The sequence below is a fragment of the Planctomycetaceae bacterium genome (assembly GCA_041398785.1).
GTDB lineage: Bacteria > Planctomycetota > Planctomycetia > Planctomycetales > Planctomycetaceae > JAWKUA01.
This window is the reverse complement of the sequence record JAWKUA010000002.1, coordinates 431600-457365: the sequence shown is the minus strand read 5'-3', so window position 1 is coordinate 457365 and position 25766 is coordinate 431600. Positions and strand designations below refer to the sequence as shown.

Here is a 25766-nt window from a genome sequence, read left to right as displayed (position 1 = left end):
ACTTCCTGACACAACGTAGCAGGCATTTGGTGCCGAGCGCTTCCGGCGTGGTTGACCGATTCGGCCCGCCACTGCGCTTCGGCACGATGACGGCTGCGCGGGCGACGTTATTTCTGCTGTTCTTCGCCGGTCTGTGTCTGGCGTCGACCGTTGCTGCGTTCGGTGCCGATGATCCGACGTCGCCGGAGCCCGGCCGCTTCAACATTGAGTCGGCGTCACTGGAAGAACTTTCCGCGGCTGTCAGTTCGGGGGCCTATGTGCCGCTGTCGCGACAGTCGTTCGCTGAGCTTGTGAAGCGACTGCAGGATCCGACACATCATCCGGCGGTACCCCGTTCACCGCCGATCGAAGTCGCCGAGTATTCGGCAAGACTGGACGGGAAAGTGCTGACTGAAGGCCGGCTTCGGTTCGAATTCCGGGAGACACAGCCATCCGCCGGTTCCGCGTTCGCACTGGGCCGCACCAATTTGCAGCGAATGAATCTGCAGTCCGCCGGGGATCGTGTCAGCCTCGCGGCCAGGCCAACCGGGGAACTGGCGGTACTCGCATACCCGGAATCAGGCGTGCTGGAAGGAAGCTGGGAACTTCAGGGACGCGCGGAACAGACAGAAACACGGTTCGACCTTCAGTTGCCAAACGCACTGCTCTCCTCATTTCAATTGCGGACCGCTCCCGGAGTGCGCGTGACGAGTCCGAACGCACTGATCACACGGCCCGCTGAAACTGCTGCGGAATGGCACTGGCTGCTGTACCCGAAGAACCACGACGAGCTGACTCTGATTTGTTCCCCGCCGGCCGCCACCCGCGCAGCGCAGCGCGGTACAGCGCTTTCATTAAGATCGGAGTTCACCTGCTCCGGCGAAACCGTTTCCTCCGTCTGGACCGTTCGCGCGGCCGAACAGCTCCAGAAGGGTGAATATCAGTTTGAAGTATCCCCGCCGTGTCGCGTCGTGGAAGCCGTTCTCGATGACGGAACCAGCCTGAATCTGAAGCAGGTCAGCGAGGTACCGGCCGTGGTTGCGGTTCCGATCGTCCAGCCGACGCGGAGTTCAACGGTGACGCTCCACGGGCGTTCGGAGATGCGGACAGGTGAACCGACGGAATTACCGATGCTGGTTCCGCTGACGTTTCGGGATCCGCTGAATGGAACGCCGGTCAGCGTCGACGTTGTGCAGTCCACCGCCCAGCTTTCCGTGCCTTCCTTTCTGACTGTTCGCGATCTGAAGCTGTCAGGGGCGCAACAGCAGGACGTCAGTTTTTCCAGTGACGGCAGTCAGGTGTTGCAGTTGTTTCAGTATGAGACGCGTGCTCAGGCGGCGGTGACTTTGGATCACGCACGGCCGCTGCTGCAGCATGATGTCCTGTTTCAATTCGCGGCCGATCAGGATCGCAGCAGTGTCCGGGCCTTCGCGCGAGTCCGAGCGCTAACAGGTTCTGCCGCCGAACTGAGCTGGAAGCTGCCGGTCAACTGGCAACCGACGGACGTTCGTGAGATCCGTTCGAATCTGCCGCTGTTCTTTGAAGCTGTTCAGTCCGCGGACGCGAGCGGCACGACGGAGCTGCTGATTCATCTCAGGTCTCCGGTCACACCCGATGCCGACGCCCGAATCGTTGTGCAACTGCAGTCGACGACAATCTCCGCAGTCGCTCCCGTGTCGATACCGCGGCTGACCAATACGGACTATCGCCGCGGACGAATTGTCTATACCGCTTCCGGCACGACGATGCTGTCCCGGTTTCCCGCGTCGCAGTTCAGGCCGGTTCCGTCGAAATCCGAGCTGTTCGAAGAACTGTCGTGGTTACCCGACGGAGTGATGTCGGAAACCAGCGCGTACCTGCAGCAGTGGTCAGCGACCGCGGGTACAGTTCCCGCGGAAGACGGCAATAGCGCGCCATCGGACGTCATTTCCGGCGGCGAATCCATCATCGCAGTGCCGCCGGGCGAAACGACAGGCTCCGTCGCGACGGCGAATTCGGCAGGAGCCGCTGCTGTTCCGTTGCGTGACGCCGGCACCGAGTCCGCGTCCATCGACCGACGAAGCCCTCAAGTTTCAGGAAGCGTCTTGTCGATCGTGGAGGAAGTTTCCGGCATCGTGCGACTTGAGAACCTGGCAATTCTTGAAGTGACAACTGTGCCGGGGAATGGCCGCTTCGAATTTCAGATGACCGACATGGCCGATCTTTCCGCCGCTGTCAACGGCCGCCCTGCTCTGGTGAAACGCGATAGCGACTGGCATTACCTTCTGGTGCCCGAACAGGACGGGACTGTGGAAGTGCAGTTGCATTGGGTGACGGAACGCAGGCAATCGCTGCTTGCGGGAATGGTGATCGACTCAACCCCCCTGGCTCTTCGCGACCTTCCCGAAGGGTTCATTCGCCGACGAATTCTGGTCCCCGCCGACAGCACCGTACATCGTGGTTCGTCGCATGTCGCTGATCATTCCGTGCTGCAGACAGTGTCTGCAGGACGCCGCAATTCTGAGTCACTGCTGAAGCGAAATCTCCCGACGGAACTGGATTCCGTGCCGGCGTTTTGTCCGGGCTTTCAGTCGCGATGGATGCTTCAGGCGGAACAGAACGCGACGCTGTGTACGCTGATTCCGGCGGGGCCGGGTGCGGGTTCCGCCACGCTGACGTTCTTCGGACCACGGCTTCGCGGACAGGCGACGGCCCTCGGAACCGTAGTCGCTGCGTGTCTGATTCTGTGGCTTCAGTTGTTGTCGCGTGCAGGTCGCCGGCGACTGTTGCTGCTGCTCATCGCCGTGATCGCCGTGCGATCGCTGCTTCCGCCGCTGCCGCAGATCTTCCTCGACGCAATCGCCGTGTGGTTCAGCCTGGCTGCCCTGGCTTCGGTCCTCCATGCTGTGGTCTCCCGGTTGGGTGCGCCCAATATTCCACTGTTGAAGGAAGTTGCCGGAACCGCGGCGGTTCGGTCAGCCATCTTTCTTTGCTGCATTTGTGCTGCGTCTGCTGTTGGAGACGAGACACCGGCTCCGGCAGTGCCTGGTGGTTTTCAGTCAGCGTCGACCGACATCCTGGTGCCGGAGTTCGCGGATGAGAATTTTCCGATTCTATATGTGCCGCGAAAACTGCTGCGGGATCATGGCGACCTTGCCGGATCGGCGGCTGCGGATTCCGTCTGCGTCTCGCAACAATCGGTGAGCGTTATGGTGGATGACACCGGTGCCGCTCTGGCACGAATTCATGCCGCAGTCGTTCGGCCGCGCAGTCTGCGATCCGCGAACCTGCCTATTCCGCTGGACACCGCGACGCTCACCGAATCGCTTGTCGACGGAGTCCGCGCGTTTCCCCGGTTGAATTCTGCGGGACAGGCTTCCCTGCCGATTTCGACAGATACATCGCTGATTCCCCGCCCGCTGGACGGAACACGAAATCCCGACGACGAAATCGCCAGCCGCGGCCCCCGCGGGGAGTCCGGCTGGGTTTCACACGACGTCGAATACGAGATTCGTGTCAGGCTTCATCAATCGGAGTCCGTCGTTCGATTCTCGCTCCCTCTGGCGCCGTCACCGGAGACGCGAATCGCGATTTCCGACACGGCGCACGCATTCAACAGCGCGACCCTGCGATCGCATGAAGTCCATTCTGCAGAACGGACCACGGAAACCGAGCTGCGTTTTCCAGTCGTGAGCGGTGCGACGTCCGTGAACCTGACGCTGCACCGGAATCAGCCGCAGGATGCGGCGACCGATGTCCTGGACAGCGCGGAACTGACTTGTGTGGCCGAGGTCACGCCGCACCAGACCCGAGTCAACGGCAACTACCTGATCGGAACATCGCGGACACTACCGGAAACCATCCGCGTCGGGCTGCCGTCAGGTTTCCTGGTGACCGGTGTTCGCGACCAGGACGGCGTCAGTCTGCCGTGGAGCAGTGCCGGCGATCAGATTCTGATTCGAAACGAAGATTCAGAACGCACGCAGCTCGCGTTTTCCATTGCCCTGACTTCGGCTCAGCAGTCGCCGGCTCTGAATCACGCGGTGGACGTGAATCAACTTGCTGACGTCTGTGGTCAGCGCTGCGGCAAAGCGGTGCTCGCGGTTCGCACCGTCTCACCGTTCGTGCTGCGTCGCGTAACGTCTGACGGATTCAGCCTGAATGATTTTCCGGTGTCTGAAGCGGCCAGAGTGTCCGCCGGCCTGCGTGTGTCCGACCGGACGTTCGATGTGTCATCCGCTCCCGGCAGCATTCAGGTCGAACTCGCGGAACAAACCGTGACGCGGGAAGCACGACTGACTCAGCAGGCAACCGTCACAGCAAATGGAATTGCCTGGAACTGCCGCTGCGAAATTGAAGTCACCGGTGCTCCGATCTTTCGGCAGAACGTCCGGCTGGAAGGCAACCTGCAGTTGAATTCCGTGATGGCCACCGCTGCCGATACGCGGCGACTGCAGTCCTACAGCCTTTCCGGCGGCATTCTTAGCATCACGTTTCGGGAAGCGACTCGCGGCACGGTTCGAATTACGGTCAGCGGGACGATACCGGTCAACGGAACGGAACCCGTCACTCTGCCGGTGATCGATCTGCCGGATGCGGAGATTCTGGAGTATTCGCTGCTGCTGAATGCGGAGCCATCCACTCGAGCCTACATCAGTGACCTTGCCGGGGCCGTGCCGGATTCTCCGATTCTGATCGAAGATACTCCGCTGACTGTGGCTCCAATTCGAATGACGGTCATTCAGGAAGACAAGCCGCTGTCACTGCGTATGGAGCTGGTGGAACATCCCACGGCCGAGATCTTCGTCATTCAAGCGGGAATCGGGACGACATCGCCGCCGGTGGCTCATGTCGTGATGCGACTGACCGATCTCAGAGACTACGAGCCAACGCTGATTCGCCTGCCTGCGCCCGGGCTGCCGGCCCGTGAACCCGTGCTTGTCCAGCAGGGCGTCGCGCAAACTGTCAGCATCAGCGACGGTGTCCTGGCGGTTCGGACGGCCTTCACAGGTTCGTCGCTGTCGGACGAAGCGGACGCCGCGATGCTGGTGATTCCGAATGTCCCACTGCAGCGCGATGCGACGGGACTGGTGAGCTGCCGTCTTCCGACATTTGAGTCTGACGTCAATATCGTGCTCCGCGAAGCTTTGGATTTTGCGGAACCTTCTGCCGGAATCAGCGAAAACGAAACCGACACAACCGCGTTGATGCGTATCACTGCGGCGATGAGAGCGGCAGGTCTTTCAATTCCGGAAACTCACCCGGCGCATGTGCCGGTGACATTTGATTCTTTCCGGAGAGACGCACAGTTCCGACCGGTCGCAGCGGCCGCGCAATCGAATTCCAGCCAGCCGACGGATTCGGCCTTGTATGCCATCGCTGCAACTCAGATTGACCTGACTGACGCGTCGGCAATCAGCGGTCGGACGGAGATGCTGGCGTTTTCCGGTCCCGAAACATCAGCCATCGAAATCTCCGTTCCGGAACCGCTGCTGGTGGAACAGGTCTTTGTCGACGGCCGGGCATTGCCGCTTGTGGGGAACACCCTGCGGATTCCGGTGCCGGCACAGCAGTCCGTGGCGAAAGTGGATGTCTATTGGATGACTGGAGGCGCACGTGAATCGCTGTTGTGGCATTCGACGGACCTGCCGCGACTGCGCATGAAGAATGCCGTTCAGCAGGACTTCGTACGATTTGAAAGCGACAGTGATACGCGGGTTGAGCGCGATCCGGCGGCCGGACTGCTGAGTTCCGGCGACATGAGTACCGCGCTGCGAGAGCGAATCAGCGAAGGGCTGTCGTTTGTGGAATCCGGGGCGAAGTCAGGCGCTGCGGACACTACATCGTTGCCGCTGCAACTGCCGCCGCTGGAGTTCGCGGGTTTCAACATCAGCCATCTCGAAAGCAGCGACCGATCGTCGGCTTCGGAGCAGACACTGCAGGCGGAACCTGTCGGCTCGACGGAGAATACTTCCGGTTGGCAGGTAGCGACCTCCGGCCGCGTGCGCTTTCATGTGCGCCGCGTTCTGCGTCCGCTTGAAGGAATCACGCTGCTTTCACTCGCCGCGCTCGCGGTTACCGTGTTTCTCGGCCGACGGACGAAAGACCAGCTTCCGACAGCGTCCGCTGAGGCCAGCACTGTGATTTCGCGCGACTCAGCAAACGGAGATTCTCAGATCGCCGCAAACGCCGTCTGACAACACCGGGTGGCTTCCGGTGCGTGCCGGGAGTGCTACGTTCCGCCGATGCTCAATTGCCAGGCAATCGTTGCCAGGCCGGCGATGATGCAGTACATCGCAAACCAGTGCAGCCGGTCGGCGACGACGAGTCGAATCAGCCACTTCAGGGCAACGATTCCCACAACGAATGCGACGACGGTTCCTGCGACGACGGGCCACAGGTTTCCGCCCAGCGTTGCTTCGCCGGTCACGAAATCCTTCATTTTGACAACAGATGCTCCGCCGATCGCCGGAATCGCAATCAGGAATGAAAACCGTGCCGCGTCGGCCCGCTTCAGTCCGCAGGCCAGACCTGCCGCGATCGTGCTTCCGGAACGGGAGATCCCGGGAATGATGGCGACGGCCTGAAACAAGCCAATCGCAATCGCCGATCCGGTGCTCATCCTGTCCACCGCTGCCTTTCGGTTCTGCAGCCACTTCCCGATCAGCAAAAACGCGGCTGTGAACAGCAGAGCGACTCCCGCCAGCAGCGGTTTCGAGAAGATCTCGTCGACGTGATCCTTCAGCAGCAGTCCTGCAAAACCGACCGGAATCGTGGCGATCACAATCATCGCCAGCGTTCGGAAATCCTTCAGAACCTGCCACAGGTCGTTGCGATATACGACCAGAATGGACAGCAGAGTGCCGAAGTGCAGCGCAATCTCCAGCAAAGCACCTTCCTTCGGAAGCGACGTTGTGCTGTAGCTGTCCAGCAGGGCTCCCGCAATGACCAGGTGGCCGGATGAACTGATCGGCAGAAATTCGGCCACGCCCTGGATCAGGCCGAGAATGATCGTGTGAACGTACTCCATGGATGCTCTTTGCGGGCAGATGAATGACCGTCGCTGGACCACAACGCCCACGAAGGCTATCGAGCCTTTTGCATCAGCGCCCAGTCCGAAATCCGTGACGCCGGCGAATCCGCTTCGTCCGCGACGACCGTACCGATCGTGCTGACTCTTGCGCCGGAATCGCGCAGTTCCCGCATGGCAAGCGACCGCAGCGCCGCTCGTTCGCGATCGATCTGCCGCGGTTCAACCAGCAGAATCGACGCGGATTTCTGCTGCAGCAGTTCAGAGGCCGACGCACCAATCCGCGGCCAGCCGCTTAAGAACGCGGCGGCGTTCAGAGATGCCAGTCGTGGATTCAGCAGCAGTTGAGCGGCCAGTTCCGCCTGCGGTTCTTCCGCCACCAGAATGATGCGGTCACGATCCAGCGAATAGGCATCCGTGATCCTGGAAATCGCTTCCGTGACCAGTCCCGAATCTTCGCGGGAGAGTTCGCGCTGCTCCGCGTTCCGCGGCACCGCAAGGATCAGCCGGTGAAGTTCGCACGCTTCGCGCCACTGCCGAAGAACGGTTTCCTCCGGTTCACCGCCTGCCGACAACAGCATCACGATGCCGAACGACAACCCTGGTTCCGTCGCCGCGTTATCAACGGCTTTTGCCGGCACCGTTGGCGCAAACATCCAGCCGGTGCCGGTATCACCCAGGTCAAGTTTTGACTGCGCCCACGGCGCGGAAGCCTGCGAACTGGAATCTTCGGACGTCAGCAGGCCGTGAATTTCGGCCGGCGTAAGCTTCGGTATGTCACCTGGCAGTCCGGAAAGCGTGATATTGACGTGTTTGGAATCAGTCGCATCGGCCGCAACTCGATACCGCACGGTAACGCCTGCGCCGGCACGAAATGTTCGGGAAATCTGAAGAAACGCAGGTACGTCCTGCGTGGGCTCATCGTCGATCGCCAGGACGACGCAATGGACAGGCATTCCGGCCGCGGCCGCGGGTGAATTCGGCATGACTGAAACCGTAATGCCGTCTGCGGAATCCTTCTGCGATGACGCTGGCGAATGCGCGACGATTCCCAGCCAGCCGCGATCGATCGGCGGCAGCCGGTCGCCGAGCGTCACCGTGACGTCCCGCGTCGTTCCGTCGCGATCGATCGTCAGTGGCAGGCTCTCTCCGGCGTAGCGGCTGCGGATGATGGCTTCGAAGACACCGAAGCGTTCAATCTGACTTCCTGCGGCCGCGACGATACGGTCTCCCTTCCGGATCCCGGCTTCATCGGCGGCCGAACCCGGATGCACGGTGGACACTTCAACTTTCGATGCCAGCGGGTTGCGAGTCGAAAGTCCGATGCCCAGCACGCCGCGTTTTTGGTTTTGGCCGGACCGCAGTTTTTCGGCCGCTGCCAGTGCGTCTGTCGCAGGGATGGCGAACCCGATGCCGGAGTCATACCACTCAACGCCGGCTTCGACTCCCGTATCGGAATCCTGCGGCGACAGCGGGACCAGAATCCCTGTTACCCGCCCCTGCAGGTCAATCAGCGGACCGCCATAGTTCACGGGAGAAACTTTCGCATCCGTCTGAATCGCCAGACCGTGAATTCTTCCCGTCGCGCTAATGATTCCCAGCGATGCCGACGGATGATCGGCGGAGTAAAACCGTCCGACGGCAATCGCCCAGGCTCCGACGCTCGGGACTGATTCGGAAAACTCCGGCGGCTGAAAGCCGGCATCCGGACATTTCAGCAGGACCAGTTTCCGCAGCGAATCGGTGGCGACGACTTTCGCGGATGTCCTCTGCCCGACCGAATCCTCAACGAAAATCGCGGCCGGTTTTTCCGTCAATCCGAACGCACTCGTCAGGATCTCGCCGTCAGCGGATACGACAACGCCCGTCGTGACACGCGAAGAAATCGCTCCCGCGCGATCCGTCTCGGCCGTGCCCAGCACTCGAATTCGCACGACCGCGGGAGACACCTTCGCCACGGCCTGTCGGATGTCATCGCCGGCTTCCTGCTGAGCAGCGAACGGCGACGCGCCGGCCGCGCCCGAAGCGGGAACCAGCAACAGCATTAGAACAGCGGTGAAAGTGTGTTTCATGGAGCCGGCATTGAATGGAACAGGGTGTGTTTCGCAGCAGCCGATGATGCGGCGTCGAAGAGTCATCTGGCCACCGGCGCGATTCTGAGATCGTCCACGTCAAGTGTCCCCGTCGCGCCGTTCAGGCCGACTCGAATCACCATTTCCTTTGCATCCGGCGGAACCAGGATTCTTGACCGGGCCTCCTGCCAGTTTTCGGTTCCGCGCCAGGTAACGACCAGTGCGTCGCCGACCTCGCGCCGAATCACATCATAGAAATGTACCACAACGGCTGCCTGGTCGCTGTTGCCGGGGCCCGGCACGACATCGCGGAGTCTCGCCCAGACCGCACAGTCCAGAGCTCCGATTGCCCGGCCGTCGATCGCGCTGCCCTGCAGCGCCTGCGACAGTTCACCGGGAGTTGCGTTTTCAAACCGCAGACAGCGGGATCCGTCGATCGGGTCTTCGGAATTCATCGTGACATGTCGCTGATAGTGCCAGCCGTCAACGCGATCGTCATCGTTGGAGTCCAGTTCGAAGCTGCCGTTGACGATGACCGGATGCTGCGGGTCGGGCTTCACACGCCTGCGTTCTTCGGATTCGCCGGTCATCGGAACGAACAGCGTCGACACGAGCCGTTCGCGTTCCAGTTTGCCGTCGACTTTCTTCAGCAGGTAGAACGACTGCTGGTAGCGTTCGCCGATCGGAATCATCATCAGGCCGCCGTCCTTCAGTTGCTCGATCAGCGGTTCGGGGATGTTTTCCGGTGAGCACGTGACGATGATCTTGTCGAACGGCGCGTGTTCCTTCCATCCTTGAAATCCGTCACCTTCACGCACGAATACGTTGTTGTATCCGAGTTCCTCCAGCCGTTTTTTCGCCGACTTTGCCAGCGCCGGTACGATTTCGACGGAATAGACCTCCTTGACGATTTCTGCCAGAACCGCCGCCTGGTATCCGCTTCCGGTTCCGATTTCCAGCACCCTGTCGTCCGGCTGAGGATCAATCGTCTGCGTCATATAGGCGACGATGTACGGAGCGGAAATTGTCTGCTTCGAGCCGATCGCCAGTGAGCAATCGGTGTAGGCCCGATGCCTTAGAGAAGCGATGACGAATTCATGCCGCGGCACCGTCCGCATCGCATTCACAACGGCCTGGTTATCGATCCCTTCGGCTTCGATCACAAACCGAACCATCGCGTCGCGGGCCGCGGCATACCGATCGTTGCCACTCGACCGCCGCGGCTGAGCGAACGCTGATGTTCCGCACATTGCCATGACAACAGCGATTGCAAGCCACAGGTTGTGGCGACCGGCGGCGTTCATTCGCCTTCTTTGATGCATCGGATTCACGGCAAGTTCCTCAGTGAGCCAGGCAGTCGATAAGACGGATCACACGGCAGTGATCCGCTACGCGGTACGGACGGCAGTACTCACTCGTTCCACACAAGCTTCACGCAGGGAGATTCGGGAAAATCATCCGCAGCGCCGCCGCTGGCTGGTGTCGAAGGCAATGGGAGATCGGTTTTCTGTGCCGGGATAGCGAGAATCATGCTCTTGCCCTCTGTCCGGATGCCACACGTTGAAGAATTTTTGACGGTGTCGGATACAGCGTCAACGCGCTTTCTGTCGCGTCCGAAATGTGTGCGAGCAATCCGCCAGAATGGTCTGCAGACGTGATACTGCCGACTGCACTGAAAAGCACTCCTTCACGCGAAGCGCCGCCCTTTCCGACCGCATCGCCGCGTTTTTCGGATCCTGCAGAATCGCATGAATCCCCTGCGACAGTGCCGTGGCGCTGCCGGGTTCGCACAGCAGGCCGCAGGTTCCATTGTCCAGAATCTCGGCCGGTCCGGAAGGGCAGTCCGTGGCCAGTACCGGCGTTTGAACAGCCATTGCCTCCAGCAGCACATTGGGCATGCCTTCCAGGAGGCTGGACAGCACGTACAGATCCGCGCTGGCATACCATGCCGCGGCGTCCGTGCGAAATCCGGGCAGATGCACGGTGTTGCTCAGGTCCAGCGCGGCGGTCTGTTGTTCCAGGTGCTGTCGCCCGTCAGGCCCGTCACCCAGAATCGCCAGCCGAAAATCGATCGTTGGCTTTTGCTGTTGCAGTTGCCGAACTGCATCGATCAGCAGGTGAAATCCCTTCTCCCGGTTCAGCCGTCCCGCGGAGACGATCCGGAACACAGGTCGGCCGTCACCGGCAGCGGTCCACCAGGGATCGTCGACATCGGAATCCGCCGCAGCCTGCAGCGCGCCGACGTCCACGCCGTTGTACAGAGTCTGCACGCTGTCGGGTTTCAGGCCGTAAAAGCGTTCCGCCGACCGCGCGGCTCCATTTGATACAGCCATGACTTTCGAAGAATTGCCATACAGTCGTCGCAATCGCCGCTTCTTGATGAGCTGAAATCGTCCGGCGACCGGTGCGAATCCCAGTTCCGGATCCGTGACAACCGTTGACACATTCGGAACTCCCGCGCGCTGAGCCGCGTCGGCCGCGATCAGTGTCATCAGGAACGTACGGTCGTAGCAGACGTCGGCGCGAACTTCCTTCAGAAACTTCGCCATGTCGCTGACGCGCTGCCGATGCATGCCGCCCGGCCAGTATAGCGTCGGCGCCTTGCAGCGTTCTGCAAAGACAGCGATTGGCACGTCATCCGGCACCTGATCGAGTAGCGGTCCGTGCCGGTAAATCAGGTACAGTATCGGGGCGAATTCCTTTCGGTTCAGATGCCGCAGCGCCAGCAGGATTTGTCGTTCCGAACCGCCGCCATGCAGTGCTCCGATGGAGAAGACAACGTTAATTCTCGTCACAAAGGCACCTGTCCGGACGTCGTTTCCGCAGAGACGAATTGCGGCGGATTTCGCAAGTTTGCGGCCGCCATCTTTCACTGAAAAACTCGAAGTCAAAGCATCATACGCAGTTCGGTTCGCGGGTCTGCGACATGAAGAATAAATGAAGCGCGGACATTTGACAGCCCCGCATCCGCAGGTAACATCGCCGCCGTTGAGTGAGTAAGCCATCTCGTGACGTTGACTCTGCACCTTCGTCGCGAGGTCCAAGCCAAATCAGGCTCCCTGAGCATCTTACTGCCACCTCTCTGAGTTCGGGCAATTCTGTCGGACGATGCATTGTCCGCCGATGCCCCGACGATCAGGCGACGGAGTGCCGCTGCTTTTCGCTGCACTAACACGGCCCGGTTCGATGCTGCGCGGAGTCATGACGGAGGGGTCGCATGACGCAGCCCAGTCACCACGGACAGAGTCCGCGCGAGCTGCCTGAAAATGACGCGAGTCGCATTGACTCGATGATCCGGGACTGTATCGGTGAACAGAATTTCCGGCATTGGTTCAGCGGCCGTCTGCGGTTTGAAGTGGCCGACAACATGCTGCTCATTTACGCGCCGAATCCGTTTACCAGCAACTGGCTGATGAAGCGGTTTCGCAGGCAACTGAACCATGCCGCGTCGCAGTTGCTGGGACCATCCGCGTCCTTCGAAATCGTGGTGGATCCGAAGCTGAAGGATCAGTCCGTTCCCGGCCAGATCCCGTGTGGATCGGAAACGGCGAAATCGAATGGGCACGATGATCCGCCGTCGTCGTGCCGGGGCCAAGGTTCCGCCGCGTCGGAAGAACGTTGTCTTCCGAATGCCCCGGAACCACAGCGTTCTTCGCCGCGCAACGGAACTCCATCGGCGTCCGGGCCGCAGCCGCTCTCTGTTCCCGCAAGAGGACGCCGTCGTTTTCAGTCGCTGACGACATTTGTTCCCGGACAATGCAACGAATTAGCGCTGCTGGCCGCTCGACAGGTGGTGCAGGCACCAGGCGAACGATTCAACCCGCTGTACGTCCATGGATCCACGGGAGTCGGCAAGACGCACCTGCTGGAAGGCATCTATTCCGAGATCCGCAGGACGAAACCAAATCTGCGAATGATCTACCTGACCAGCGAAGGTTTCACGAATTACTTCATGCAGGCGCTGGCGGCCAGAACAGTACCGTCGTTTCGACAGAGGTTTCGCGACGTCGATGTGCTGCTGATCGACAACATCGAATTTCTGGACAGCAAGAAGGCGACGCAGGAAGAATTCCTGCACACGATCGTGCAGGTCATCGATCACGGCGGCCAATTAGTTGTTTCCGGCGACCGTCATCCGCGATTGCTGACAAAACATCGTGAAGAACTGACGACGCGTTTCATGAGCGGTCTGGTCTGCCGGATTGAAGCGCCCTGCGAAGACACGCGGCGGAATATGACTCGGTCGCTGGCCCTTCCGATGACCGGCAGCTTTACTCAGGAAGCTCTGGACTTTGTCGCTCGCAGGTGCCAGAAAAACGTTCGGGAGATCCAGGGGGCTCTGAACTGCCTGCACAGTCACTTTGAACTCACGGGAAGAAAGATCACCGTCGCCCGGGCCCGCGAGATTCTGGGAGACATGGAACGCGAATGCCGCAGACTGGTGCGGATCAACGACGTCGAAAAAGTCATTTGTGACGCCTTCGGTCTGACGGCAGCCGATCTGCGCAGCAAGTCTCGTCGTCGTGCGGTCGCGTGCCCGCGATCTCTGGCCATGTACATCGCCCGCAAGCTGACAAAGCTGGCTTACCGCGAAATCGGAGCCTACTTCGGCGGTCGGGATCACAGTACGGTTGTCGCCGCCGAAAAGCGAGTCCTGGCGTGGGTGGAGTCAGACGAAGCCGTCAACCTGCCGAGCTCCTGCCGCGGCAGGTCCGTCGCCGAAATCATCGCCGAACTGGAAGAACGCCTGATGGCGCTGGCGTGCTGACGTTGTGCTGTCGGGACTGATCATTTCCAGCGGCGGGAATGGCTTTTTAGCGCGGGACAGAACAGAATGGGACGAGAACGACGCGGTCCAGTCTGAAAGAAGCGAAAATGGACAATCGGCAGAACAGAATTGTCATGAATCCAACGTGCGATCCATCAGAACTGGCTGCGGCGAGAATCCGCCGTGAGCAATCCGATCGGAACGCGGCCTGGCTGCAGGCACATGCTTCGGAGATCTTTCCGGTCCATCGCGGCAAGTGCATCTGTGTTTCCGGAGAACAGCTTTTCGTGGCGGACACAGCAAGCGAAGCGGTTGCGATGGCTGCCGCCGTGCATCCCCATGATGAGGGGCGCTTCGTACATTACATTCCGAAAGAGAAAGTCTCCCGGATCTATGCGAGTTGACGGCGAATGGTTTGAATGCGATGACGCATTCATAAGGCCGATCATCCGAGCGGAAGTGCTGAACGTTCAGGGTGGCTGGGTATCCGCGCGTTCGTTCCTTGTCGATACCGGAGCCGATTGCACGGTCTTCAGTGGAGCCATCCTTGAGGTGCTGGGTTTTGATGCAGACACGCCGGATCACCGTCTGGGCGGTGTGGGCGGTGTCGTCGAGTCCGTGAGAGTGCCAACGGAAATCCGCCTGTTTCGCGATGACGGCCAGGCGGCAGTCTTCCGTGGTGAGTATGCCGCGTTCACGCAACTGGAATCGCTTGATATCAGCATCCTCGGTCGCGACATCATTGAACTGTTTGCACTGATCGTCGACCGTGATGCGGCCGTTGTTTCGCTGGTTCGGCCCCCGCACCGTTACTTGATCGAATCACCGTGATGCGAGCCGGCCATCCGACTGCGATGCATCTCGAAACGTACACGAGATGTGTTCTCTACCACGTAAACAATTCAGAAAACGCTTCGCGGTAGCTGCTTTCGTCCGGTGGGAACAGTGTGGCGAACTTTTCGTCCACAGTCGCTCCGTGCTGGAAGCGGCGTTTTTCGTAGACGGGCATCGTCAGGCCCGTGAGTTGTTCGATGCCGCGGCGGACGCTTTAGATTTCGCCCTTTAGGCGATGTGCAGGACAGTTTGTCGTGCTGCCAGTCGGTCAGGTCGATGAACGCTCGTGGATGCCCTCTGCGACTTCGATGACGTTTGTCGAACGGCGAACGGGCTGCCAAGCCGTCGGAAACCGAATTTTCGAGCCGGTGCCCGCGACACGGCGAACGTGCCCGCGGCTCTGTTCGGCACCGCGCTGTACGTCAGATTCACGGCTCTGAAGCCGCTGTACGTCAGAGAATGTTTCACGGCGTGGACTCCCCAGCCTTCGTGGTACAGCATCTGGTTATTGAGAACGCTGCGGATTGTCAGTTCACTGTTTTCTTCGATGGGATAATCCTTCAGGTTTTCGTCGCCACCGTCGCCATCGAGCAGGTACTTCCAGTCGGGATATCGGTTGCGGATTTCGCGGCACAGAGCCAGCCCCATCGCGGCTGCCTGAACGTCCAGCGGTTTGTAGTCTTCGATCAGCCGGACGGCTTCGCGATAGTCAACGGCGGTCGCCGGAACATCGACAACTTCAAGGAACAGACTGAGATCCAGATCGCTGAGAAACCGGTGAGCCTGTTCGGCATCGCGGCCGGATTCGTCGATCGAAAGCGTGAACGCCTTTAGTCGCGCGGGCGATTCACCTCGCTTGCGCAGGCAGTCGTATGTGGCACAGAAGACGGCTCCGCTGTCGATGCCGCCGCTGAACATGACGCCGATCGGTTCACTGACGGGAATCTGGTCCAGCCACAGGTACAGTTCCTTTTGCAACGCAACGATGTACTCGTAACCGATCCTGTCGAGATCCGACGGCAGTTGATTCGGCTGCGGATCAAAAAACCGCGTGTAGGTCGGGTTGGGATCCGGGCAGCCGACCAGGGCGATTTCGACGATGTGATGAGCCGGGACCATTCGCGTGTACGACGGATGAAACTGATCGTCGAGCCCTTCGTTCTTCAGCCAACCTGCGATCTCATCGATGCGTTCGGCGACGATCAGGCACGGCCCGGCGACCTGCTTCGCCAGAAAGTATCGCATTGGTCGCCCGATCGATCGAGCCATGCGGATGATATGTCCGTTGCGATGGACCAGAGCAAACTGGCCGTCGATCTGACGCAGCTTCGCGACATCGCCCGATCCCAGCCGCTCGATGGCATCGTCCACGGTAACGTTCAGCAGCGTGTTCGCTTCGGGATCAAGCAGGCTGACAAAGCGGTCGACGTAGGCGTGTTGCATAGCGATTTTCCGTTCCTGAAAGCGACTGACGCGGAAGGTCTTCCCTGTTGTACGTCGCGGGCGATGCAATTCGCTGGAAGCCGTCTGAAAAATGGTTCAGCCGCATGGCCAGCGAATTACGATCCGTCAACCGACGGCCTGCTGCACCACATCCATCGCCTGCTGGCACAATTGTTCGGCGTCGGCGGTTTCCGGAGCTTCCGCGATGACTCGCAGGATGGGTTCCGTGTTGCTGGCTCGCACCTGCACCCACCGATCCGCCCAATCCAGTCTCAGACCATCTCCTTCGCGGGCCTCCGCGTCTTTGAACTTCCGCCGCAGCGCGTCGCACGCTGCGGCGACGGATTCGCGAGGGCATTCCAGCTTGTCCTTGACGATCGTGTAAAACGGCAGCGAATCGGCCCAGGCGTCCAGCGTGTCGCCGCGTTCGACAAGTCCGGCCAGCACGTAGGCCATCGACACCAGACTGTCCCGAACGTAGCCGACTCTCGGTTCGATCACGCCGCCATTGCCTTCGCCGCCGAGCACGGCCTGAACGGCTCGCATTTTCGCGCAGACGTGAGCTTCCCCCACGAACGAACGGTGAAAATGGCAGCCGTGTTTTTCCGCAATGTCGGCTGTGATTCGGCTTGTCGAACCATTGACGACGAACGGACCCTTGCGCCTGGCCAGAACGTAGTCCGCGGCAAGTGCCAGAGTCAGTTCTTCACCGATAAACCGGCCCGTGTTGTCGACGATGGCCAGCCGATCGGCATCGGGATCCTGAGCGAAGCCCGCGTCGGCGCGATGGCTGCTGACGGCAGCGCAAAGATCCCCGAGATTTTTTTCCACGGGTTCCGGAATGTGTTCGAACTTTCCGTCCGGCGTGCCGCCCAGCACCGTCACTTCGCATCCGAGTTCCTTCAGCAGGCGCGGCCCGCAGGTGGCTCCGCTGCCGTGATTGCAATCGAGCACCACTTTGAACCGTCGTCGGCGAATCGCGTCCGCATCGACGAGTGACAGCACCTTGTCAAGATGCGGCCCGGCCGGATCTTCCAGCGAAGTCACCGACCCGATGCCGGACCAGTCCTTCCACTGAATTCCGCCGGAACCGTCTTCGGGAACCGCCTCCAGAACCTGTATCAGTTGCTGTCCCAGGTCACGATTGAAGACGCTGCCATCGGGAGCAAACGGCTTCAGTCCGTTCCATTCAATGGGATTGTGGCTGGCCGTAATTTGAATTCCGCCGGCGGCGTCCAAATGCCTGACCAGAACACCGCAGGTCGGAGTCGTGCAGATTCCCGCGTCGACGACTTCACAGCCGGTCGCCAGTAATCCGGAGACGACTGCGTGATAGATCATGGGTCCGGTGGATCGTCCGTCTCGCGCGACGACGACTTTTCCTCCGCTGAACATGGTGCCCATGGCGGCCGCGAATTCGGCAGCGTACAGCGGGTCCAGTCCGTCGCCGATGATGCCTCGCAGTCCGGAAATACTTAGTATCCGCGTCGCCATTCGGTTCTCCGCGCTGTGAAAGGTTTGTCCGTGATGCCGTGTGCCGGTGAAGTCGAGTCGGAGTGTATCGGGCTTGTTGCAGCGAGAGAATCGATGGGAATTGCCGACATTGAGGATGGTCGAAGACACGCCATGAATCTCAAGAAAGAACTGTTCGCCGTCCTTGACGCTTTGGAGTCCGCCACCGTCAAGTACGCCGTCTGTGGTGGCATCGCCGTGGCGATACACGGCTTTCCGCGAGCGACACGTGATTTGGACGTGATCATTCAGGAGGACGATTTGGCCCGTGCGGAAACGGCGCTGCAGGAAATCGGTTTCACGGTTCCGGCGGGGATCATTCCTTTTGGGACAGGAACACAAGACGTTCGGAAGGTGTTCCGGATCTCGAAGCCGATGGGATCCGAATTCCTGACGCTGGACCTGTTGCTGATCACGCCTGTTCTGAACGACGTCTGGGAGAGCCGCATAGAACTGGAGCTGGATTCGCGGACGGTCTGGGTTGTTTCGCGTGACGGACTGGCGAAGATGAAACGCATGGCAGGTCGGCTTCGCGACCTTGCTGACCTTGAGGAACTGGGATTCGATGTCGACCGAAACACCAATTGATCCAGAGGAAGCAAAGCGGCTCAGTCGTGGAATCAGCACGGACATGTCGCGCGAAGCCGTGACGCGGAGACTGGAAATCTGTGCGGAACTCAGCGAGTTGTCTCGTGAGCTTGGGCGTGCGAGAGTGGCTTCGCCCGCGGCAGACACCGACGATGACCAGTAACGGCAACTGCGACTCCGGTGCGGCCACGGCTACGCTGTCTTTTATTCCTGCATTGGCAGTTGCAGTGTTTTCTCGCTGCCGTTTCGCAGGACGGTCACGGGCACTTTGTCTCCCGGTTTGCGTTGCGTCACGCCATAAGCCAGCACGTCGCCGTCTCGCAACAGGTCGCGGTGGCCGTCGAACTGAACGATGACGTCGCCCTTTTCAAAGCCGGCATTTTTCGCCGCGGCGTGAGCACCATACTGACCGACGTGCTCAACCTTCAGTGCCATGTGATCGTCGGCAATCTTCAATTGACGGCGTTCGTTTGCCGGAAGCTCGGCAAGTTTCAGGCCACCGGTCGACATGCGTCGCAGGCCCCACGACGAGACTCGCCAGGAAATATCGTCTGCTCGTCGCCAGCCGTCTTCCAGATTCAGGACCACGTCAATTGACTCGCTCTCGCGAAGAATTGATGCGGCGATCTGTCCGCCGGACGGATCAGTATTGTGCAGCACCCACTGGACGTCGGCGACGGAGATCAGCGGTTGGCCGGCCAGCGACGTAATTTCATCCCCTGCCTTGATTCCGGCGTCGTCGGCGGCGGAACCAGGTTCAACGGCCTTGACTGTCGCTGCCTTTTGCGGATCCATCGTCAGGCCCACGACTTTTGGATGCGGGTACGAATACAGCAGCTTCTCGGGAATCGGCTGACCCTTCTGGCGATAGAAGTCCCGCCGGGCGTCGCCGATCTGGTGGCAGTGAATGCAGCTCTTGACGACTTCGCCTTCGTAGTTGAGAGAGTCCGTGAACTTGTCCTTGAGAGACGGGAAGAGTTCCGGGCTGGCAAATTCCAGCGGCTGACCGGTCTTGCCCGCCAGAGCCTGTTTGTTGGTCGGGTAGTTCCTGTGCAGTTCCAGAGCTTTCTCCAGAGCGACGGCGAGTCCCTTCAGCGACACATCGCCGAGCCATTCGGTGCGATGCGACCGTGTCCCGAAGCGGCCATAGATCGTGCGGTCGGCGTTCAGCATGAACATCGCGAAGGACTGGTCCGTGTCGTACTGAAACAGCGACAGGTCCAGACCGTTGGTCGCGACGACTCGCACACAGACGAACTGTTCCAGCAGCGGACGAATGGCCGGGTCGGTGTCGACCAGTTCGTCATCAAGCTTGACGCATTCTTCGCACGGAATGCAGCGCAGGCCGACGACGATCGGCTTGCCCGTGCGTTCCGCTTCGGCGAACGCTTTGGGCAGGTCGTTGTAGATCCAGAATCCGTCCGCTTCGACTCGGCGGCGATCTTCGCGAACCTTCTCCTCTCGCGTCTGAGCCCGACCTTCAGCGGAGAAGGCGGCGGCGATCAGGAATGCGAATGCATAGAAAAGCAGCGAATTTCGAGACATCAGGCTGGCTCCGAATAAAGGATCGGGAAAGCAGATCATGGTGAGAAATTGTCAGAGATGATCTACGCGAGTACAACCCGCGCCGGCAATTTGTCGCGCTGCCGCCGGAATCGGCAGTATCTGCCGAAGCGTGCAATCCCTCTGGCCCTGCGAACCGGGATGTGTCAGATTTCCGCCTGAATTCGCTTCAGAGACCACGGACGAACAGGCACGGACGAAGACGCATGGACGCTCAACACTACGCCGAGTTTCTGCAACGCATCGGCCACATGGTTCATGAAGCCGCGGGAGTGCATTGGTTCGATGTGAAGCCACACGTCTACACGTGCTTTCCATTCGAGACGCAGTTGAACCCGGCAGCGGTGGATTTCGGAACTGTCCTGGGAAGCAGGGGACTGGCGGCTCGCTACTGCTGCCGCGTGTCCGAAGGCGTGTCCAGCTACCGTCTGGTCGTTCGTGACAGGGACTATGACCTGGCGTCGCAAACCAGCAAGGCCCGCAATCAGACGCGGCGTGGTCTGGAACAGTGTCAGTATGGACGGCTGGAATTCTCACAACTGGCCGACGACGGATTGCGGCTCAATCGCGAGACGCTGCTTCGCCAGCAACGGAGCATTCCCGGCGACTTTGAACGCTACTGGCGCGACTACTACTCGGCCGCCGACCGGTGTCCCGCGGCGACCGCGTGGGGTGCGTGGCATGATGGCATGCTGGCTTCGTACCTGATTTCATTCCGAATCGGGGCCGTCGAGAATATCTGCATCGTCCGGTCCGATCGCAGCACGCTGAAGCACTATCCGAATAACGCAATGCTGTATTCGTTTCTGAAACATGCGATGGAACGCGGCGACGTCAGCGAAGTGTCGATCGGCTTTCAGTCGCTGCTGGAGGGAATGGAGCCACTCGATCATTTCAAGCTGGGGCTGGGATTCGAAAAACAGCCGATCGGGCAGCGAATTGAGTTCCGCAGGACGCTGGGTCTGGCGGTGCCCAAATCACTGGCAGCGCTGACGGGGCGGGCGCTGAAGCGATGGTCGGAGCACGAGCGTCTGGGGAGGATTTCGGGCATGCTGGCCTGGTACGCAAGTCAGCCGGTGATTCGGAAAGCGGCATAAGTTCCGTCGACAGCGGTTCGCTATTTCGGAACCGTCACGACAAGCTGGTTGTCGATCCGCTGTTCAGGAAACAAACGTCTGGCAACTTCGCTGGCGACCTGTTTGTCGTGCCACGACGACACTCTTCCCGTCAGCCGCACCGTCCACGGTGTCACTTCGCAGTCGACGTCCGACGCAATCGCACGCGATAGCTCCTGCAGCAACGTCGCGCGACGCGGCGGGTCCGCCTTGGGTTTGCTCTTGACTCGCATCAGTTCCTCCTTGAAACGAGATTCCGGGTCCGTCGGTTTCCGCGAAGCAGACGCCCCGGCCGAACTCCATAGCGAGAACACTGAATACCGTAGCATTCGAACACCTGATTGGCGAGTCGCATCACTACCCGAGCCGGCTAGTCTCCGGAATCCTCCCGGCAGCGGCGATCTGCGGTTGACAGAAGAAACGGTGTCGTTGCACGTTGCGTCAGCTCGTCACGGCCGAAATCCGCGACGTTGAGAATCGGACCGCTGTGCACTTCCATCGGCGCTACCGGATGGCAGCAGATTGGCGTTACGTCGATCCGTGCTGTTCGCGGCGCTGCTTCAATTCGTCCAGCCTTTTGCGGAAGACCGCTTCGTGTCCGCGGTCCGTGGGCACGTAGTATTCCTTTTCGACGCCAAGATAGTCCTGCGCGATCCAGCCATCCGCTTCGTTGTGAGGATACTGATACCCCTGGCCGTGGCCGAGTCTGGCGGAACCCTGGTAATGTCCGTCGCGGAGATGCATTGGCACCGGCAGAATGCTGTGATTGCGGACATCTTCCAGGGCCGCATCGATGGCGGTGTAGGCCGCGTTTGATTTCGGAGCACATGCCAGATACGTCGTTGCCTGAGAAAGATTGATCCGGCACTCAGGCATTCCAATGGTTTCCGTCGCGCGAAAAGCGGCGGTCGCAATCAGCAGCGCCTGCGGGTCGGCGTTTCCGATATCTTCCGACGCCGCAATTACCAGCCGGCGACCGATGAACCGCGGGTCTTCGCCGGATTCCAGTTGGCGAGCCAGCCAGTAAAGCGCTGCCTGGGGATCGCTGCCGCGGATGCTCTTGATGAACGCACTGGCCACGTCGTAGTGATCGTCTCCGGTGGGATCAAATCGTACGACTCGTTTCTGCATGGATTCGCGAGCGACGTCGGTGTCGACGTGTCTTGTGGTTTCTGCAACCGACAGCACAGCGATTTCCAGAGCTGAAAGTGCCCGCCGGGCGTCGCCGTCGCTGAGTTCCGCGATGAACTGCATGGCGTCGTCGGAAACCGTGACGTTCAGAGATCCCAGTCCCCGCTCCGTATTGCGGAGTGCCCGTTCCATCAGATCCAGCAGATCTTCCTTCCGGAGTTCCTGAAATTCGAAGATCTGGCTTCGGCTGAGCAGCGGCGCCACCAGCGAGAAAAACGGGTTTGCCGTGGTTGCTCCGATCAGCGAGATCGTGCCGCTTTCGACGTCAGGCAGCAGGATGTCCTGTTGAGAACGGCTGAACCGATGCAGTTCGTCGATGAAAACCACAGACTGCCTGCCGTTTACGGATAGCTCGCGTTCGGCTTCGCTCAGGATTTCGCGAACTTCCTTAACGCCGGCCATGGTGGCGTTCAGTCGGCGAAAGCGGCGTCGCGTGTGTTTGGCGATCAGCTCAGCCAGCGACGTTTTTCCGGTACCGGGCGGACCAAAGAAAATCAGTGATCCCAGCCGGTCGGCGTCCAGCATTCTTCGCAGCAGCCGGCCGGATTCCAGCATGTGGCGCTGGCCGACGAATTCGTCCAGCGTCTGTGGCCTCATCCGTGCCGCCAGGGGGCGCGCACTTTGACGATTTTGTTCTTCAGTTGCGGCGAACAGACTCATTTTCTTGAGAGAACTTCTCGTGGAATCGCCGGAAATCCGATGATTCAATGCAGATGCGAATGAATACTGAATGGTTCCCGGTCATTGATTCAGCCCGCGACCGACCAGCGGGCCGCGGGAAGATCGCCGGACCGTCGCTTATGTGTTGCGCCAGCTTGCCCTGACAAATCGAAAGAATAACGAAAATGGTGGCCGTTCTGCAGCCAACCGGTAAGGGCAAGCTGATCCCCGTCGATCGCGCGGTGGTGCTGGTCGGCCGCAGCGCCGATTGCGACGCGGTGATTACTCACAGCCAGAAGATTTCCCGCAAGCACTGCTGTCTGGTGCAGGCGGACGACCGCTACTTCGTTCGCGACCTGGGCAGTATGAACGGCGTCTGGCTGAACGGAAAACGCGTGACTCAGGAAGCACTCCTGACCGGCGGCGACAAGCTTTCGATCGGTGACGTTGAGTTTCTGTTTCACCCCAACGCAAAGATTGAGTCCAGGAAGCCGGTGGTCTCAGCCGATTCGCCGGCAGTACAGGATGCGGACGCGCCGCGCCGCGTTGTGCTGATTGACGAAACTGAGGGATCCGCTGCCGGCCGGACGCCGGTCGACGACGATGAAATTATCGAAGTTCTGGATGACGAGATCATCGATCTGGATGATGGTCCGCTGATGGACTCCGACGATGCAGGCGTTGCCGTATCCGTTGAGGAACTGGAAGCGATTGCCGACGTCGACGTGATTCACGATCTGGATTTCGGCGATGAAGTCGAAGTCCTCGACGAAGCGTCATCGGCGGAAGTGGAGATCGTGGAGATCGTCGACGACATCGTCATTGTCGACGACGACGATCTCGAAATTCTGGACGAAGTCGAGGTCATCCGTCCGGGACGCTCCGGCCGCGCGAAGCCTGTTGGTCCGGCTGATGACGAAATCATTTCGATCGATGACGATGATCTGCTGATCTTCGACGACGAAGACTGACAGCGGTGCTCTCCGGTCGGGAGCTGTTCGGCGACGCGATTCAGCGGGCGAACAGAGCCCCCAGCGCGGCGTCGGCCAGGCTGGCCGCCTGCATGGAAGCCATGCTGAAGTCACCAACCGCAGTGTGTCGATTCGGAACGGACACGACAAAGGCTCCCGCAGCGGCGGCGGCTCTGGTGCCGGTTTCGCTGTCTTCCAGCACCAGCATGTTTGCCGGCGAAACCTTCAGCATTTCCGCCGCAGTCAGATAGATTTCCGGGTGCGGCTTGCCGTGAGTGACGTCTTCCGCCGTCAGCGTGAAGCGAAAACGGCTCAGCAATTCAAACCGCTGCAGCATGCTGGTCATATAGTCTCGCGGTGAGGACGTGGCCACGGCTTTGGGATGACCGGCGCCGTCGATCTGGTCGAGCAGTTCGATCAGTCCCGGCATCATCGCCAGCGACGTTTCAGCGATCGCAGCAAAGAGCTGTCGTGTTTCCGTGAACAGCGACTCGTTGGAATCGGTAATCCCCGTCAGCCGCTTCATGGCTTCGATCGCTTCGGCCGGGCGGCGTCCGAGCATCGCGTGGTGAATCTCGGGAGTCATCTCCATGCCGCGCCGAGCCAGAAGCTGCTTCCCGGCCTGGTCGAAAATGTCTTCCGTGTTCAGCATCAGGCCGTCCAGGTCAAATACGACGGCTCTGATATCGGGCAGTGTTGACTGGGGCATGAGCGTTCAGTTCGAACGATGATCTGCGGACGACGCGGAGCTTTCCATTGGGTCTCCCGCATCTTATCGGCAACCGGGAATCCCGGAAGCTACGTCGTCGGCACGCGGCTACGCGTTCGCCTGTAGCACGTCGACCGGATCGAAGTGACCCTTCAACACCGTTCTCGACTCACAGCCCAGCCAGTTTTCCAGTACCGCCGCGTACACGCTGCGGAAATCCGTGTGATGCTTCAGGTCGCCGTTTCGCAGATCGTCCAGGCTGGGGTGGGCACCGATAAGTCCGGCTTTGAGTTTTGTTCCCACAAGGAACATCGGACCCGCGGTGCCGTGATCCGTGCCTTCGCTGGCGTTTTCCTGAACGCGCCGACCGAATTCGCTGAAGCACATCACCAGCACGCGATCGCCTTCACCGCAGGCGACCATGTCCGTGACGAATGCCGCGACCGATTCGCCGACCTTCTTCAGCAGCGACGAGTGCGCCGCCGGCTGATTGGCATGCGTGTCGAAACCGTCGATCTGAACGTAATAGACGGTTGTTTTCAGGCCGGAACGAATCAAGCGGGCAACGGTTTGCAGTTTCCGGCTGAGATCCGAGTCCGGATATTCTCCGGACGGCTTGTCCTGCATTCCCGCGGCTTCAATGCGTTCGCTGGCGGCGATGGCGGAGCTGGTACTGGTCTGCACAAATCCCAGCAGATCGTTGCCGGCATCCCGGCGAGCATCAGCAAGTTCGCGGACGGCGGCGCGGAACTGATCGTCGTCGGATTTGAGTTTGAACTGGTCCAGCGTTCGAATCGACGGGACTCGAATGTTGCGAGACATCAGCGCGAACGGCTGCTTGTCGCTGCCCAGATGCAGTCCCGCGGGATCCTGCTGTGACGCGCCGGCATTCAACTCCAGGCATCGACCCAGCCAGCCGTCGATGCGGTTTTCGTTCTTGCGCTGGCAGGTGTGCCAGATGTCCATCGATTCAAAGTGCGACTGGTTCGGATCGGGATATCCGACGCCCTGCACGACTGCCAGCCGACCGGCATCCAGCAGTTCGGCGAAACCCTGCAGCGACGGGTGAAACCCCAGCTCATCGTCAATCGACAGCACGTCTTCTCTGGCGATCGCAAGTTCCGGCCGCAGTTTGCGATATTGATCGTGACCAAACGGCACGATCGTATTCAATCCGTCATTGCCACCCGCCATTTCGACAACAACCAGAATGCGTTCCTGGCTTTTTCCCTGTGCCGCGGCCTGCTGCAGGAACCCGGGAGCGGTGCCGGTGAACGTCAACACGGCCGAAGCCGCGGCTGTGCTGCGAAGGAAGTCGCGTCGTGTGGAATGAGTCATCTCGGAGGTTCCTT

19 protein-coding genes are annotated in these 25766 nt (G+C 60.1%); 7 read left to right on the top strand and 12 right to left on the bottom strand.

The window, feature by feature from the left end:
* The first annotated feature begins 29 nt into the window (after nucleotides 1-29).
* Complete coding sequence (locus tag R3C19_03895; GenBank protein ID MEZ6059486.1) at nucleotides 30-6155, top strand: hypothetical protein; 6126 nt, start codon at nucleotides 30-32, stop codon at nucleotides 6153-6155.
* A 35-nt stretch (nucleotides 6156-6190) separates the two neighbouring features.
* Here R3C19_03895 and R3C19_03890 read toward each other — a convergent pair whose 3' ends face one another.
* The 4 genes from R3C19_03890 to R3C19_03875 form a co-directional block, all read right to left on the bottom strand.
* Complete coding sequence (locus tag R3C19_03890) at nucleotides 6191-6988, bottom strand: undecaprenyl-diphosphate phosphatase (protein ID MEZ6059485.1); 798 nt, start codon at nucleotides 6986-6988, stop codon at nucleotides 6191-6193.
* Nucleotides 6989-7044: 56 nt separating this feature from the next.
* Nucleotides 7045-9060, bottom strand: a complete 2016-nt coding sequence (locus R3C19_03885) for a PDZ domain-containing protein (protein ID MEZ6059484.1) — start codon at nucleotides 9058-9060, stop codon at nucleotides 7045-7047.
* A gap of 62 nt (nucleotides 9061-9122) precedes the next feature.
* Nucleotides 9123-10364, bottom strand: a complete 1242-nt coding sequence (locus tag R3C19_03880) for a protein-L-isoaspartate(D-aspartate) O-methyltransferase (protein MEZ6059483.1) — start codon at nucleotides 10362-10364, stop codon at nucleotides 9123-9125.
* A 288-nt stretch (nucleotides 10365-10652) separates the two neighbouring features.
* Nucleotides 10653-11855, bottom strand: a complete 1203-nt coding sequence (locus tag R3C19_03875; protein MEZ6059482.1) for a glycosyltransferase — start codon at nucleotides 11853-11855, stop codon at nucleotides 10653-10655.
* Nucleotides 11856-12277: 422 nt separating this feature from the next.
* Here R3C19_03875 and dnaA point away from each other — a divergent pair, with 422 nt between their 5' ends.
* The 3 genes from dnaA (at nucleotide 12278) to R3C19_03860 (ending at nucleotide 14659) form a co-directional block, all read left to right on the top strand.
* Nucleotides 12278-13828 (top strand): chromosomal replication initiator protein DnaA, encoded by a 1551-nt coding sequence (gene dnaA / locus R3C19_03870; GenBank protein ID MEZ6059481.1) that lies wholly within the window; start codon nucleotides 12278-12280, stop codon nucleotides 13826-13828.
* A gap of 134 nt (nucleotides 13829-13962) precedes the next feature.
* The gene (locus R3C19_03865) at nucleotides 13963-14232 is read left to right on the top strand and encodes a hypothetical protein (protein ID MEZ6059480.1); all 270 of its coding nucleotides are present in this window, start codon (nucleotides 13963-13965) and stop codon (nucleotides 14230-14232) included.
* The gene (locus tag R3C19_03860; protein MEZ6059479.1) at nucleotides 14222-14659 is read left to right on the top strand and encodes a hypothetical protein; all 438 of its coding nucleotides are present in this window, start codon (nucleotides 14222-14224) and stop codon (nucleotides 14657-14659) included. The genes R3C19_03865 and R3C19_03860 overlap by 11 nt, the downstream gene beginning before the upstream one ends.
* A gap of 55 nt (nucleotides 14660-14714) precedes the next feature.
* Here the strand turns inward: R3C19_03860 and R3C19_03855 are convergent, their stop codons facing one another.
* The 3 genes from R3C19_03855 to glmM form a co-directional block, all read right to left on the bottom strand.
* A complete protein-coding gene (locus tag R3C19_03855; protein MEZ6059478.1) occupies nucleotides 14715-14837 on the bottom strand; it encodes a hypothetical protein in 123 nt (40 codons plus the stop codon).
* A 53-nt stretch (nucleotides 14838-14890) separates the two neighbouring features.
* Nucleotides 14891-16105, bottom strand: coding sequence for an asparagine synthase-related protein (locus tag R3C19_03850; GenBank protein MEZ6059477.1), 1215 nt, complete (start codon nucleotides 16103-16105; stop codon nucleotides 14891-14893).
* Between the two features lie 126 nt (nucleotides 16106-16231).
* Nucleotides 16232-17599 carry a phosphoglucosamine mutase gene (glmM, locus tag R3C19_03845; GenBank protein MEZ6059476.1) on the bottom strand — a complete coding sequence of 456 codons (1368 nt, stop codon included), beginning with the start codon at nucleotides 17597-17599 and terminating at the stop codon, nucleotides 16232-16234.
* Nucleotides 17600-17731: 132 nt separating this feature from the next.
* Here glmM and R3C19_03840 point away from each other — a divergent pair, with 132 nt between their 5' ends.
* Nucleotides 17732-18205, top strand: a complete 474-nt coding sequence (locus R3C19_03840; protein MEZ6059475.1) for a hypothetical protein — start codon at nucleotides 17732-17734, stop codon at nucleotides 18203-18205.
* Nucleotides 18206-18409: 204 nt separating this feature from the next.
* Here R3C19_03840 and R3C19_03835 read toward each other — a convergent pair whose 3' ends face one another.
* Nucleotides 18410-19750 (bottom strand): Trx7/PDZ domain-containing (seleno)protein, encoded by a 1341-nt coding sequence (locus R3C19_03835; GenBank protein ID MEZ6059474.1) that lies wholly within the window; start codon nucleotides 19748-19750, stop codon nucleotides 18410-18412.
* A 224-nt stretch (nucleotides 19751-19974) separates the two neighbouring features.
* On the opposite strand from R3C19_03835, the gene R3C19_03830 reads away from it, so the two are divergent.
* On the top strand, nucleotides 19975-20865 hold the full coding sequence (locus R3C19_03830) for a GNAT family N-acetyltransferase (protein ID MEZ6059473.1): 891 nt from the start codon (nucleotides 19975-19977) through the stop codon (nucleotides 20863-20865).
* Nucleotides 20866-20885: 20 nt separating this feature from the next.
* Here R3C19_03830 and R3C19_03825 read toward each other — a convergent pair whose 3' ends face one another.
* Together R3C19_03825 and R3C19_03820 are read right to left on the bottom strand one after the other, a co-directional pair.
* Nucleotides 20886-21116: a hypothetical protein gene (locus R3C19_03825; protein ID MEZ6059472.1), complete on the bottom strand. Its 231-nt coding sequence runs from the start codon at nucleotides 21114-21116 to the stop codon at nucleotides 20886-20888.
* A 295-nt stretch (nucleotides 21117-21411) separates the two neighbouring features.
* Nucleotides 21412-22671, bottom strand: a complete 1260-nt coding sequence (locus R3C19_03820; protein ID MEZ6059471.1) for a replication-associated recombination protein A — start codon at nucleotides 22669-22671, stop codon at nucleotides 21412-21414.
* Nucleotides 22672-22919: 248 nt separating this feature from the next.
* Between R3C19_03820 and R3C19_03815 the strand changes: the two genes are divergently transcribed.
* Nucleotides 22920-23705 carry an FHA domain-containing protein gene (locus R3C19_03815; GenBank protein ID MEZ6059470.1) on the top strand — a complete coding sequence of 262 codons (786 nt, stop codon included), beginning with the start codon at nucleotides 22920-22922 and terminating at the stop codon, nucleotides 23703-23705.
* Nucleotides 23706-23745: 40 nt separating this feature from the next.
* On the opposite strand, the gene R3C19_03810 is transcribed toward R3C19_03815, so the two are convergent.
* Together R3C19_03810 and R3C19_03805 are read right to left on the bottom strand one after the other, a co-directional pair.
* Nucleotides 23746-24414: an HAD family phosphatase gene (locus R3C19_03810; protein ID MEZ6059469.1), complete on the bottom strand. Its 669-nt coding sequence runs from the start codon at nucleotides 24412-24414 to the stop codon at nucleotides 23746-23748.
* A 108-nt stretch (nucleotides 24415-24522) separates the two neighbouring features.
* The gene (locus R3C19_03805) at nucleotides 24523-25752 is read right to left on the bottom strand and encodes a DUF1501 domain-containing protein (GenBank protein MEZ6059468.1); all 1230 of its coding nucleotides are present in this window, start codon (nucleotides 25750-25752) and stop codon (nucleotides 24523-24525) included.
* Between the last annotated feature and the right edge of the window lie 14 nt (nucleotides 25753-25766).

Excerpts from the sequence above, each read along its gene's own strand:
- R3C19_03890 (MEZ6059485.1), bottom strand. The coding sequence starts at position 6,988 with ATGGAGTACGTTCACACGATCATTCTCGGCCTGATCCAGGGCGTGGCC.
- R3C19_03885 (MEZ6059484.1), bottom strand. The coding sequence starts at position 9,060 with ATGAAACACACTTTCACCGCTGTTCTAATGCTGTTGCTGGTTCCCGCT.
- R3C19_03880 (MEZ6059483.1), bottom strand. The coding sequence starts at position 10,364 with ATGAACGCCGCCGGTCGCCACAACCTGTGGCTTGCAATCGCTGTTGTC.
- dnaA (MEZ6059481.1), top strand. The coding sequence starts at position 12,278 with ATGACGCAGCCCAGTCACCACGGACAGAGTCCGCGCGAGCTGCCTGAA.
- R3C19_03865 (MEZ6059480.1), top strand. The coding sequence starts at position 13,963 with ATGAATCCAACGTGCGATCCATCAGAACTGGCTGCGGCGAGAATCCGC.
- R3C19_03860 (MEZ6059479.1), top strand. The coding sequence starts at position 14,222 with ATGCGAGTTGACGGCGAATGGTTTGAATGCGATGACGCATTCATAAGG.
- R3C19_03855 (MEZ6059478.1), bottom strand. The coding sequence starts at position 14,837 with ATGCCCGTCTACGAAAAACGCCGCTTCCAGCACGGAGCGACTGTGGAC.
- R3C19_03850 (MEZ6059477.1), bottom strand. The coding sequence starts at position 16,105 with ATGCAACACGCCTACGTCGACCGCTTTGTCAGCCTGCTTGATCCCGAA.
- glmM (MEZ6059476.1), bottom strand. The coding sequence starts at position 17,599 with ATGGCGACGCGGATACTAAGTATTTCCGGACTGCGAGGCATCATCGGC.
- R3C19_03840 (MEZ6059475.1), top strand. The coding sequence starts at position 17,732 with ATGAATCTCAAGAAAGAACTGTTCGCCGTCCTTGACGCTTTGGAGTCC.
- R3C19_03835 (MEZ6059474.1), bottom strand. The coding sequence starts at position 19,750 with ATGTCTCGAAATTCGCTGCTTTTCTATGCATTCGCATTCCTGATCGCC.
- R3C19_03830 (MEZ6059473.1), top strand. The coding sequence starts at position 19,975 with ATGGACGCTCAACACTACGCCGAGTTTCTGCAACGCATCGGCCACATG.
- R3C19_03825 (MEZ6059472.1), bottom strand. The coding sequence starts at position 21,116 with ATGCGAGTCAAGAGCAAACCCAAGGCGGACCCGCCGCGTCGCGCGACG.
- R3C19_03820 (MEZ6059471.1), bottom strand. The coding sequence starts at position 22,671 with ATGAGGCCACAGACGCTGGACGAATTCGTCGGCCAGCGCCACATGCTG.
- R3C19_03815 (MEZ6059470.1), top strand. The coding sequence starts at position 22,920 with ATGGTGGCCGTTCTGCAGCCAACCGGTAAGGGCAAGCTGATCCCCGTC.
- R3C19_03810 (MEZ6059469.1), bottom strand. The coding sequence starts at position 24,414 with ATGCCCCAGTCAACACTGCCCGATATCAGAGCCGTCGTATTTGACCTG.
- R3C19_03805 (MEZ6059468.1), bottom strand. The coding sequence starts at position 25,752 with ATGACTCATTCCACACGACGCGACTTCCTTCGCAGCACAGCCGCGGCT.